This is a genomic window from Nostoc sp. FACHB-892 (assembly GCF_014698795.1).
In the GTDB taxonomy this organism is placed as follows: Bacteria; Cyanobacteriota; Cyanobacteriia; order Cyanobacteriales; family Nostocaceae; genus Nostoc.
Genome location: NZ_JACJTR010000091.1, coordinates 1 through 11,547 on the forward strand (window position 1 = coordinate 1; position 11,547 = coordinate 11,547).

Genomic DNA, 11,547 nt, shown 5'->3' on the forward strand with positions numbered 1-11,547 from the left:
CTCTGTTTAATCTCACAAATGACAAAACTACTGCTTTATTGCTATTCCACTTATTTCAAGGCGCAATCTTAGACTTCTTGGCTACGGGAAATGCACAACGTGGACAGCAAACCATCAAGGCTTTCACGGAAACGCTACGGTAGCTTCAACGCGGTTGTTGTTCAGATCGTCTCGAAAAGATAAATAATTGCTGAAGCGTGGTTGGGACATGAAGTGCTGTAGTGTGAATTTGCGGTAAGCTGACAATACCTTACCGCAACCAAGTTGCACTATGATTTGATTGAAGCATCTGTATCCGGCTATGTTTAAAAGACTAATATCGCTCCTTCTGCTCTGTTGGTAACTTTAGCTAGCAACCATTTAATGTCTAGCAATAGCTCAACCTACCTCACTATTTTTAGTTAGGAGTAAGTGTTAATTCTTCACGCTTGTTATAGTTAACTTTATGTTAAAAAACCAAATGTAGTTAATCAAGCTTTCATCGTAGCATGGTTAAAAATAGCGTTAATAAAAAGTCAGATAAAACAATTAAAAAGCGGCATCGCTTTTTTCTTAATCCTTATAGTGATTGTGCGTTCACTAAATGCCCAAAATGCGATAGTAAAACTAAGTTACGCAAGTTCCCTTTGGTAATCCACATTGAACCTAAACAGCTATTTTTACTAAATAAACAGTGTAAATATTGCCCAAGCTGCGACTTAATTATTGCTAAAAAACAGGAAATTGAGCCATTGATGGCTGCTACTTTTGTCCAAACAAATCCTCAAATTGTAGGTAATAACTATGTAGTTATGGGAACAGTTGATAAAAAAGATTGGAAGGAAGGCGACAAAAATTTGCTTTCCCCATCGGAAATGATCGGACGCATATACGTCTTCAAAGATGTTTGGAATTTTGAAGTCATTCCCGCAGGTTGGTATCCTAACGAAGAAAAATAATTCCAAAAGATTCTAAGTTTTTTATCTTTATTAGTGAAGTTCAAAAATTTTTGCTAAGATTGATGACTCATTTCTTTTTGGAACGATTTTTTCTCCGAGATTGCTTTTGCATTTTTTTCTTATCCCTAGCTTTATTTTTAGATTTTTCAGATGTTCCAAGGCTAAATCCTTCTGGAATAAAAATATTATATGATGGCTCTCTCTCTTGTGGTTGGAAACAACTCCAACTCTCCATTTCTAAGATTATATTTTTAATAAAAGAATACTTTGTATTGTTACGTAGTCTATTTAAAGCTTCTTCTCTCTCTACTACTAGATAAGTGCTTACATCTTCTTGGTCAATAAAGAACAAATCAACCAATTCTTCTTCAAATGCCCGATCTATTTGTTCTTGCAGTTCGACTGCACAAAGCTGTGCGCTATTGGTTACTAAAGTAGTTTGGATATAATAATCTTCTTTATCTAAAGTAGAAAACAGCTTGGCATAATATTGTATCACCTGTTCTCTAGTAATGACTTCTTGAGCTATTAAAACCAATAATGCTTCTAATGCAGCACCCCTTACATATTCATTGGCTTCTGGATTTTCTATAAGTTGCTTTATCGGCTCAATATTTGAACCACTAACGGAAGCAAGTATTCTGCATAAATCTTCAGTTACTATATCTCCAGTTACATCTAATGCCACATCCCCAGGAACTGAAAAAAACTTGATAATTGTAGGATATGCTGCTACTTCCCTAAATTGTGCCAGTAAATATAAAGCATGGATATGTAAAATATAGTCTGATTTTTCTAGTAGCTCTTCTAAATTGTTACTCAGTTTGTCTAAAATTTCTATTAATATAGATGTAATCGTTTCTCGCTCCTCAATGGCTTTTTCTAACGCTAAACGAGGAAATTCCTTAGTGTTATTTTCTAGTTGGGCTAAAATTTCTTCTATTTGCATCTGACCAAGATTAGCACTATTACTACTAATTAACTTAAAGTAGTTTATCAAACTGTGTACTGTAATTTATTAATTTTATCAAAACAGAATACATGCGTCAGTCGCCAGAATACAGGAAAGGTATAGTAATAGTTGGTTCTCGTTCTAGTTGTTGGGCGAGTTCATTTTTTCTTTGTTCAATTGCCATCATCTGCTGTACCTGCCTGTCATAAGCAATTTCTTGGTCTGCGGTCAACACCCTAGTAACGGTCAATCTCTTGCAGGTAAACGCGAACCATGTCGGAACTAGGACTGGACATACAACTTGAGGCTATTTAATAACCAGGACGGACTTAAACTATACATCAAATAATTCAATTGCTGACTCAATTTTCCTGACTTAAATAGCCAAAAAGATTAACTTGGCGCAGACCCAATTCGTCGTTATACAAGAGTATTTTAGTTTTTTGTTTGTTTAACCAAGCTGATATTCTACATTCATGTTGATCAAATCGGCTGCAACAACCTCTGCCACAACCGTGTATATCTCTGCTGGTCATCTGTAGTCCGCACAGCCAAAGATATTGCTTTTTTGTCACCGATGATGATCGCCAACTTCCTTGCACGGGTAAGCCCTGTATAAAATAGGTTGCGCGATAGCATCATATAATGCTGCATATACAATGGAAATATCACCACAGGATACTCTGAGCCTTGGCTTTTATGCACTGAGACAGCAAATGCCAGGGTAATTTCATTCAAGTCAGCATAATCGTAAACCACAGCCCGACCACCATAATTAACTGTAACTTCTTGCTCTACGGTGTCAATACTTAAGATATTCCCTAAATCACCGTTAAAAACTTCACGGTTATAGTCATTGGTTAGTTGGATAATGCGATCGCCTTCACGTAGAATCATGCCACCCCGATTAATCTCCACCAAATCTTTACTTGGCGGATTGATCAGCTGTTGCAGCACAGCGTTCAAGTTACGAGTTCCCACCAGTCCCCGAGACATGGGACAAAGTATTTGCACATCTGTTGCCGGATTAAAGCCCAGTCGGGGAATCAAATCGGTGATCAGTTCACAGATTGCCTGTACCCCGTGTTCTGGCTGATTTCCTCCACCATGCCAAATACAATCAGACACGGGATTATCTCTTATTGGCTCAAGCGCCGGATATTCTCCCTGGTTAATTTGGTGTGCAGCGGTGATGATTGCGCTCTGTTGGGCTTGCCTAAATACTTGCGTTAGCCGAACCACTGGTACTTGAAGCGAATTTATTAGATCAGCTAATACTTTTCCTGGCCCAACTGAGGGAAGCTGGTCGATATCACCCACCAATAATAGTTGCGCTCCTTCTGCTACTGCTTTCACCAAAGAGTGTGCCAGGAATAGGTCAAGCATTGAAGCTTCATCAACAATAATTGCGGTGTGCGGCAAAGGGTTATCGCTACCGCATTTAAACCCCATTTTCTTGGGGTCAAACTCCAGTAGGCGATGTATGGTCTTTGCTTCAAGTCGGGTCATTTCGGATAGTCTTTGTGCTGCCCTCCCCGTTGGCGCAGCTAGAGCAATCGATTTACCCATTGCTTTCCACAAGCTGACTATTGTATGGGTGGTGAAAGTTTTCCCCACACCAGGGCCACCAGTGAGAATCATGAATGGAGAATAAGCCGCTATCTCCACAGCTTGCTGCTGCTGTTGCGATAGTTGTATTTTGTGACTAGCGGTAAAACGTTCAATCCAACCACGAACACGAGGCATATCCTGTGCAATCGGTTGGCGTAATCTTCGAGAGATTAACTGCGCTAAGTTCTGCTCAGTATGGAAAAACGTTGGTTTGTAGCACAATAGTAGTTTCTCGCCATAATCATCTCGAATCCTCTCCCTAACCAACTCCTCTCTGGCACCCATATCTTTGATGATATTGGTTATCGCATCTTCTGTCGACTGATGCTCCTGAGTTGTCAGCAGTTTGATGACTTTTTCGATTAGCTCTGGCTGTGGTAAGTAGCAGTGACCATCTTCTGCGGCAACACTAAGAGCATGGGTTATTCCAGCGCAGTATCTAAATTCGCTATCAGGTGCAACTCCCAGGTTACGCGCAATCTTGTCAGCTGTAAGAAAACCTATTCCGTAGATATCGGTAGCTAACTGATATGGATTATGGGTAACTGTATCAATAGCTTTGTCCTGGTATTGCTTGTATATCTTCACAGCATAAGTTGTTGAAACGCCGTGGCTTTGCAGAAATACCATGACTTCTTTAATCGCTTTCTGGGAAGCCCAGGCGTTTTTGATCAGAGTGATCCGCTTTTTGGCAATACCCTGGACTTCAATCAGTCGCTCAATTTGGTTTTCGATGATGTCGAGTGTTTCTAAACCGAAGTGAGCAACGATACGCTTGGCTGTGACTGGACCAACTCCTTTGATTAGTCCACTGCCCAAGTATTTCTCAATTCCGGTGAGTGTTGCTGGTTTGGTTTCTTTATAATTGGTGACTTGGAATTGTGGTCCAAATTGGGGATGGTCACGCCAAAAGCCTGTTAGTTGAAGTGTCTGCCCTGGCTGAATGTTGGCAAAACTACCGACGATTGTGGTTAAATCTCTAAATCTGGGACGTACCAAACGCGCCACTGTATACCCCGACTCCTCTGAGTGGAAGGTCAAACGTTCTATTACTCCAGTGATTATTTCATGCTGGGTAGTAGCGTTAACTTGTTGCTGGATGGGAGTTTGGGAAGTGGACATTGCTTTGGGCGAAAATGTTTCCTGCTGTCGTTACCGCAAAATATTTAAAGATAAGTATTAATCAGCCATTAATGCAGTACATATATACTAAAATATAATATGCAATTGTCTGCTGGGACAAAGCATTAGAGTTGTCGGGAAATAAAAGATGAGCGAGACAAATGGTGGTCTAGATTTGAAGTGTTATTAAGCAGCCATTAAGTAAAAGTTCCATAATCCCGTAGCGGTCAGCATCAAGCGATCGTCAAAGTTTTTAATCCGATTGCGATAAATGAAACTGATGGCGTTGTATCGCTTCACACTCTTCAAAGCATTTTCACAAACTACACGGGATTGACTTAATTGGCTATTTTGGTTTTTTTGAAGGTGGCTTAACTCACCTCCTTTGGGTTTTTTGTGCGGAAGAAGAACATTGTCATACTGCTTTTGTATCCCTTGAAAACCAGAGTCTACTTCAATGGGAATCTCATCAGGTACACTACCTGCAATGTCATCTTCGTCATGAAAGCGTTTGTCATGTAACCTGCCTTCGCGTGCTTTGCTTAAGACTAAAATTCGTTTGGTTTGATCAACAGCTGCTAAGTGTTTACGTGTATGACGTTTCTTTTTACCAGAGTAGTTCTGTTTTTGTTTTTCACGATCTTGAGGACGGGTAATTGGACGCTCTGTCCCATCAATCATTACCCGTTGAACTCCGGGAAACCGTGACAAAAATGCTTCTATGCTGTCGAGATGGCGTTCTGGTAGTGCCATTTTCTGCCCCAAAGCTGCTTCTAATATGGGCTGCAATCTATGCATCCACTCATGTGCTTGAGAGCGATGCATATCAAAAAGCAGTCCTGCGACATCAAAGGTCGGATAACATTTAAAGTAGAACAGGATGAAAAACAATTTGTCTTGATTTGTAAGCAACCGAGCTTTGCGCCCTCCACCCAAGGCCCTTTGACGAGGCTTGTTCTGTTGAATATCAAGGTATACAGTGCTAAACGTCAGCAATAGGGCATCAAATGCTTTCCGATTCAATCCTGTTAATGCCCGCAACAGTCTATCTTGCTTCAGCGCACCTTCAATATTCAGCATTGTCTTTTTCTAGCACTGCTATCTATTGTCTCTTATTTCCCGACAAGTCTATTTAATATAAACCATCCATAACCCACTTGCTATGCCGAAGCGCCTTTTTGTGATACTAGTATTTTCGTAACAGATGGTTATAACTTCAATCAAGAGCAGCTTCATCAGGTAATGCTTCAAGTTGTAAGCCTACAGAATTTAGATAATTTTGGTCATTCAAAACTTGTGCTGGTAATTTATTTGCATTTACAGCCGCTCTTACCAAGTCTTTTGCAAGAATATTTCCGTTTAAAGTTTTAAGTACTAATGTTCCTCCACTTGGGATACCTTGTTGTAAAAGACCTCCCTGGTAAGCACAATAAACAAGCTCCGAAGCCTTTAGGAAACTAATATCAGTAGAGTTAGTGGGTAAACTGTTAAAATTGATAGCTATTGGTTTTGCGTTGATAACAGCATCTGTTTGGGCCTTACCAACACAAGGCATCAGGCTAATACAACTAACAATCACAAGAGAATCTATTAAGAGAACAAATCTCATAAAACTAGCTTTTCAGTTCGAGTAAAATTAATCAGTTTTAGAACTTTAAGAATTAAAAGGGGAGAATTAGGGGAGAATCAAACAAGAAGCGCCCTCAAGTATTTAGACAGATACTTGACTTTTGTAAACTTCGACAAAGTGCAAGTAGTAGCTTGATTAACAAGCAAAAGCGCTCATACTCTGACGAAAGAGCTATGAGCGCTGTGAATCATAAAAACCCACTATCATGAGGATTATCTATTAACTAGATAGACCGAAGTAAATATTAAGATAACAACTATTAAGTAAATAGACTGCTAGGAAAGTTACAAATATTGCGTAATTAATGCTACTTATACGGCTTGGTGTCACAAACGGCTACCAAATTCTCTTACGGAAAGTGTATTAGCCAAACCTGAAAAGGTAAACTGAAACTCCATGAAGGATTTCAAGGTTCTAGCAAATTATGTCAGAAATTAGCCACAAAAATTAGTGAGAGTGTATAGAATATACATCTAAACCAGTGACAAACTACGGTTGATGGTTAACTTTACCAAATAGTGTAAAGTTCTGGTGTGTGATTATTTAGTCTCGGTGCAGACTAATCAGAGAATTACGCTGCCTAGCCACTATTCGCACCCAAAGCCTATTTGTCCTAATGAATACAGGTTTACCGTTAATAAAACTTTGTTTGATTGTTTTAGGTTAAGTAAAAAAATAGGAGCCTTGAAGGTAACTAAACGGTTAACTTTTAATATGCCGAGTTCGAGATTTAAAAAATCTTATCGAAAAACCTAACTTGCTGTTACAGCGCTTACTGTTGTATAAAATACAGTTTCTTCCGTATCCGCTATCTCCTGTACCTTTCAGGACTGAGAACGTACTTTACAATAGCGGAAACTGCTGTATATGAATAAATCTGAAAAAAATGATATAACATTATCTCAAAAATCTTTAGCTCAAACTGAGATAACGTTATCTCAGAGCTTGGAGTATAAAATGTAATTCTTAAGTAAGAGAAATTAATCATGGCTGCCAATTTAATACTTTCAATTGAGACAAATGCTGGAGGAGTAGCTAAAAGTACTATTTCATATAATCTTGCCTATGAGTTAGGTGTTCGGGGCTATTCTGTTGCTCTACTGGACATAGATCCTAATGAATCATTGACATTATTTTGTGGTTTAGGAGAAGTTAAAACACTAGGAACAATGGCAAATGTTTATAATTCAGACTTTAAAGGGAACTGGCCTTTAATTACAGCTTGGCAAGGTAAGACTGATAAAGTTCAAGTTTGTAAAGGCGGAAAAGAATTACACGAAACGATTAGAGAGATTTCAAAGGATCTGCGTGGAGCTTATATTCTGGCAGATAGGTTGAGTGATTATCCCTTACCTCACGATTTTGTAATCATTGATTGTCCTGCCACACTAGAACCTTTGCCACTGACTGCTCTTGCAGCTTCTGGCTATGTATTAATTCCAATTCAACCTGAGTACAAAGCTTCTCAAAGTGCTGCGGCAATGATTGAGTGGTACTATTACAACTGCAAAAGATTAAGACTCAAACCGATTCCAAAAATTCTAGGTATGGTTCCCACGCGTTGGAAAAGTGATTGGGGAGCGCATAGAAGCATTGTTGAGGAATTACCCTTGGTTTGTAAAAATCTAGGAATCCGGTACTTTAGCCCAATTCGAGAATCAGCGGATATTCTTAATGCTTCTGGTAGAGGTTTACCTTTAGGGATTTACAGACCAGGTAAAGAAGCAAGAGCAGATTTTATGCCAATTGTTGATGCACTAATTCAAGAACTTAAGGTAATGAGAGGTTAATAAATGACGAAATTAAACAAACCAAGTGTACTTGGCATGTTTACTTCTGCTGCTGGTTCACAACAGGTATTTGAGCTTGAAGAACGAGTAGAAGAACTACAGGCAGAAATTATAAGATTAAAAGATGAGCAGGCAAAAGGTAAGCTTGCTGAAGAAGAACGTAATCTTCTCAACCAAACCGTTGAAGATTTACGAGAACATCTGAAATCATCTGGAATTTTTAAAATTCACTATAACCAAGTGAAGCCCAATCCCAAGCAAGTAAGACAAACGTTCACTGCGGATAGTATCCACAGTATGGCTGTTTCAATTAGAGAAGAAGGGCAACAAGAGCCAATTATATTGTTACCTGGAAACCTCATTTTTGATGGCGAACGGAGATGGCGCTCAGTTTCAGAATACTTACAGCCAGAAATTCAAATGCTCGATGCAGTAATGCTTCAAAAAGAACTTTCTGAAGAAGAATTACACGCACGCACCTTATTAACTAGCCTTCATCGAGAAAGTTTAAATGAGCTAGATTTAGCAGAAGGTTTAGTTCAACAAGCTAAATTAGCTCTAGGAATTGAGCAGGAAGAAGTAGTAAAGGCTGTTAGAAGAGTAATAGCTAGATTAAACTCAAAAAAACTTTTGCCTAAGTTAACTCAATTAGTTAGCGTAAGTAGAAAAGAGCAGACGGAAGTAATTAAAGAATTTGATTTAGAGGAGACTGAGCAACGTATCTTTTTGTTACTACTACGTTTTCAACAAAATCCTGCATCAGTGGATGCAAACGTCTTTCCTTGTTTACGACTTTCGCAGGACTTAAAAATTGCGATTAGGGAATTGGGGCTTGGTGCTAACCATGCCAGATGCCTTCAAAAATTAAACTCCAAAAACTTAAAAAATGACGAATCTAAAGCTAAAAAAGTTCGCCAAAATATTACATTGCAGGTTTTACAAGAAAAGCTAACAGTAACTCAAACTCGTTCACTAGTTGCTAAAACCATTGCTAAATATGCTCCCGAAAACAATGTTAAATCAAGCCGCCAAATTACCTCTCTAATTCGAGATGTCTCAGCAACTGAAGTTGACAATATTCAAAAAGAGCAACTTCAAGATTTACTAACTGTGTTGGAAGTTAAAGTTGGAGAAATTCGTAAAAGGCTAGATAAGTAGAGAATTTATAGACCCGATTCGGGTCAAACTTTTCTAGCGATTTTTGTCAGCCTATTGCTCCCTCTTTAATCAGATACAAAAATTCTAGGTTACTCCAAGGATATTTTTTAGCTACTGCAACCACTAAGCGGAGATTGGCAGTAATCATTAAATGTTTTGCCAGTTGCCCTTGTTCAAGGATTTGGGTTAATTCTGCTTCTGTTTTATTCACCTCGGCACAGAGTTCAGACCCATTTAGAGAACGCTTTAGCCGTTGACGAAAAGATTTTTTTTTGCTGCTCAATTGCGAGCATAGACCTTACAAGTCTTGCATAGAAGATTTCAAGTCTCAGGTAGTAGCCTATCGATACGACCAATTTCTCGTAGGTAAATTCCAAGTGTATCAGAGCTAAAGCTCGCCATTTTACGTAAAGCTAATTTAGACCTTGCATTAGAGTATAAATCAATGAGTCAATAACAATCTAAATTAATTTCTACTGCGTTGATAGAAAAGATTTTAAAAATTCTCTATGGGGGCTAAATGGGGGTTATATATACCCCAACAGTAGTTCAGGACTTTAACGACATTTTGACCCCTATATAGGACACATATAGGTGCTAAATGGGGTATATTTAACTAGCTAAGATTTTGTACCCCACTTAGCCCCCAAGGGTATATGATAAGCTCTTGAGGCTGGAGAAAAAGGGGTGGTTATTTTATTCTTCTCTACCTCTGCTTCTCCAAATCATCTGAACAGATAATTTTCACAAATTAAAGCGTATTACCTTGGAGCCTATGTCAAACATTCACACCTTACAAAAAATTTTTCCGGCGGGTTTCGATAACGGTTACGGAAGTCTCAAACTTTTAGTCGAAGGGTTTGAAGTAGTTCGTGTCCCCAGCTATATATCCAATGCCGAGATGGAAGATGTGCCAGGGCGTGTAGTTTTTAACGGTAGTGCTTATACAGTTGGAGAGTCAGCTTATCGGACAGGAAATTATTTTGACCGCAACACAGACAATAATGAAAATAAAGTAAATAATGCGTTGTTGACTTTGTTAGGTGCATTGGCACATCTCCCACACCGTAAAGCTTGGCACTTAAAATTAGTCGTCAGCTTACATGATGTTGGTCTGGCTGAAGAATTACAAAAAGTACTCAATGGAGAATATCAGCCAATACTTGCTGGCAAACAATCAGACGTGAAAGTAGAAGTCCTGAAAGTCGTACTAGAGGGTATGGGTGCATTGTTTGGGCATCCACTACCGAAAAAGCTAACCATTTTAGACTTTGGCAATGGTACGACCCTGTATTCTCGTTACAACCGTGGTCAGCGAGAAGTTCACACTGCTTACCCCATTGGTGTAGAAGTTCTCATCGATGATATCTCCCAAAAAATGAAACATTTAAATGGCGGAAAAATCGGAGACCCATCCAAAATCCGATTTTGTTTGGAAATGGGGCATACCCGATACAGCCGTGACATCGATATCAAAGATGTATACACTACTTGTTTGAAAGATTGGTATGAAAAATACTTGAAGAAAGTGGTGAATCTGACGCTTGATGCCAAGCACCAGGGGGATGAAATCTGGGCGATTGGTGGAGGCTGCCTCTTACCAGGATTTAAAAAGCTGTTGGAGAAAAACGGCTTCAAAATCTTGGACAATCCGGTAGAAGCCAATGTCTCTGGGCTTTTAGAGATGGCAAAAACTATTAGCAGCAAAAATCTAACGGGCACATCTCTTAAGTGAAGTTATAACAATGGCAGATAAAAAAGACTTAGCACCGGAAAAAGTTCGCCTCAAAGATAATTACAGAGAGCGCATATTTGCAGAATCGCAAAAACTAGATAAAAGTTACCTGGACACGATTTACTTTATAGTTGATTGCTATTTTGTTTTCATTAAGGCTGGATTACCAGCACAACTTTTAGCAAACACTCCGATTAATACTGAGTCGAACAAACTTCCTTCAATGACTTCAACTCCATTTGCACAGGAGAAAGAAGAAGATTCTGAACCGGAAACATTCAGCCTTGATTTTGATTTGTAACCGTCAAAGGAAGTTGACAACGTAGTGGTCACGGTATCACTATTTGATACATTTTGAGCGATATCCGTTCCTCAGCTCCCTCTGAAAAATCACCACTCAACGCTGGCGATCGCTGCCCTCGACATATCTACCTTGCCTTTATCTGTAGGCAAATATCATAAAACTAGCTATTTGACAAGAGATTTGTTATACTTATTTACATGAACAATGATTTAGACTTCAAATCTCCTGAGCTATTTGGTTCTGTTGTTTTCAGACCTAATTTTAATAGCTTTAAGACTATCAATGCTTCCCAAGCTTGGTCTTTATT

At 38.9% G+C, this 11,547-nt stretch carries 11 protein-coding genes; 5 read left to right on the top strand and 6 right to left on the bottom strand.

What is annotated here, in order from left to right; genetic code table 11:
- The first annotated feature begins 488 nt into the window (after nucleotides 1-488).
- Nucleotides 489-938 carry a hypothetical protein gene (locus H6G96_RS38745; protein ID WP_190919720.1) on the top strand — a complete coding sequence of 150 codons (450 nt, stop codon included), beginning with the start codon at nucleotides 489-491 and terminating at the stop codon, nucleotides 936-938.
- A gap of 67 nt (nucleotides 939-1,005) precedes the next feature.
- Here H6G96_RS38745 and H6G96_RS38750 read toward each other — a convergent pair whose 3' ends face one another.
- The 5 genes from H6G96_RS38750 to H6G96_RS38770 form a co-directional block, all read right to left on the bottom strand.
- Nucleotides 1,006-1,887 (bottom strand): DUF1186 domain-containing protein, encoded by an 882-nt coding sequence (locus H6G96_RS38750; RefSeq protein WP_190919722.1) that lies wholly within the window; start codon nucleotides 1,885-1,887, stop codon nucleotides 1,006-1,008.
- A 97-nt stretch (nucleotides 1,888-1,984) separates the two neighbouring features.
- Entirely contained in the window at nucleotides 1,985-2,125 is a 141-nt protein-coding gene (locus tag H6G96_RS38755; RefSeq protein WP_206757697.1) for a hypothetical protein, read from the bottom strand.
- A gap of 248 nt (nucleotides 2,126-2,373) precedes the next feature.
- A complete protein-coding gene (locus H6G96_RS38760) occupies nucleotides 2,374-4,623 on the bottom strand; it encodes an ATP-dependent RecD-like DNA helicase (protein ID WP_190919724.1) in 2,250 nt (749 codons plus the stop codon).
- A 186-nt stretch (nucleotides 4,624-4,809) separates the two neighbouring features.
- Nucleotides 4,810-5,703 carry a transposase family protein gene (locus tag H6G96_RS38765; RefSeq protein WP_190919726.1) on the bottom strand — a complete coding sequence of 298 codons (894 nt, stop codon included), beginning with the start codon at nucleotides 5,701-5,703 and terminating at the stop codon, nucleotides 4,810-4,812.
- A gap of 136 nt (nucleotides 5,704-5,839) precedes the next feature.
- On the bottom strand, nucleotides 5,840-6,232 hold the full coding sequence (locus H6G96_RS38770) for a hypothetical protein (protein ID WP_190919728.1): 393 nt from the start codon (nucleotides 6,230-6,232) through the stop codon (nucleotides 5,840-5,842).
- A 1,007-nt stretch (nucleotides 6,233-7,239) separates the two neighbouring features.
- On the opposite strand from H6G96_RS38770, the gene H6G96_RS38775 reads away from it, so the two are divergent.
- Together H6G96_RS38775 and H6G96_RS38780 are read left to right on the top strand one after the other, a co-directional pair.
- The gene (locus H6G96_RS38775; protein WP_190919730.1) at nucleotides 7,240-8,043 is read left to right on the top strand and encodes a ParA family protein; all 804 of its coding nucleotides are present in this window, start codon (nucleotides 7,240-7,242) and stop codon (nucleotides 8,041-8,043) included.
- Between the two features lie 3 nt (nucleotides 8,044-8,046).
- Nucleotides 8,047-9,201: a ParB N-terminal domain-containing protein gene (locus H6G96_RS38780; RefSeq protein ID WP_190919732.1), complete on the top strand. Its 1,155-nt coding sequence runs from the start codon at nucleotides 8,047-8,049 to the stop codon at nucleotides 9,199-9,201.
- Nucleotides 9,202-9,247: 46 nt separating this feature from the next.
- Here the strand turns inward: H6G96_RS38780 and H6G96_RS38785 are convergent, their stop codons facing one another.
- Nucleotides 9,248-9,484, bottom strand: coding sequence for a hypothetical protein (locus H6G96_RS38785; protein WP_190919734.1), 237 nt, complete (start codon nucleotides 9,482-9,484; stop codon nucleotides 9,248-9,250).
- A gap of 492 nt (nucleotides 9,485-9,976) precedes the next feature.
- On the opposite strand from H6G96_RS38785, the gene H6G96_RS38790 reads away from it, so the two are divergent.
- Both H6G96_RS38790 and H6G96_RS38795 read left to right on the top strand, forming a co-directional pair.
- Nucleotides 9,977-10,936, top strand: coding sequence for a ParM/StbA family protein (locus H6G96_RS38790; RefSeq protein ID WP_190919736.1), 960 nt, complete (start codon nucleotides 9,977-9,979; stop codon nucleotides 10,934-10,936).
- 10 nt (nucleotides 10,937-10,946) lie between these two features.
- Nucleotides 10,947-11,237: a hypothetical protein gene (locus H6G96_RS38795; RefSeq protein WP_190919739.1), complete on the top strand. Its 291-nt coding sequence runs from the start codon at nucleotides 10,947-10,949 to the stop codon at nucleotides 11,235-11,237.
- The last annotated feature ends 310 nt before the right edge of the window (nucleotides 11,238-11,547 follow it).

Excerpts from the sequence above, each read along its gene's own strand:
- H6G96_RS38745 (WP_190919720.1), top strand. The coding sequence starts at position 489 with ATGGTTAAAAATAGCGTTAATAAAAAGTCAGATAAAACAATTAAAAAG.
- H6G96_RS38750 (WP_190919722.1), bottom strand. The coding sequence starts at position 1,887 with ATGCAAATAGAAGAAATTTTAGCCCAACTAGAAAATAACACTAAGGAA.
- H6G96_RS38760 (WP_190919724.1), bottom strand. The coding sequence starts at position 4,623 with ATGTCCACTTCCCAAACTCCCATCCAGCAACAAGTTAACGCTACTACC.
- H6G96_RS38765 (WP_190919726.1), bottom strand. The coding sequence starts at position 5,703 with ATGCTGAATATTGAAGGTGCGCTGAAGCAAGATAGACTGTTGCGGGCA.
- H6G96_RS38770 (WP_190919728.1), bottom strand. The coding sequence starts at position 6,232 with ATGAGATTTGTTCTCTTAATAGATTCTCTTGTGATTGTTAGTTGTATT.
- H6G96_RS38775 (WP_190919730.1), top strand. The coding sequence starts at position 7,240 with ATGGCTGCCAATTTAATACTTTCAATTGAGACAAATGCTGGAGGAGTA.
- H6G96_RS38780 (WP_190919732.1), top strand. The coding sequence starts at position 8,047 with ATGACGAAATTAAACAAACCAAGTGTACTTGGCATGTTTACTTCTGCT.
- H6G96_RS38790 (WP_190919736.1), top strand. The coding sequence starts at position 9,977 with ATGTCAAACATTCACACCTTACAAAAAATTTTTCCGGCGGGTTTCGAT.
- H6G96_RS38795 (WP_190919739.1), top strand. The coding sequence starts at position 10,947 with ATGGCAGATAAAAAAGACTTAGCACCGGAAAAAGTTCGCCTCAAAGAT.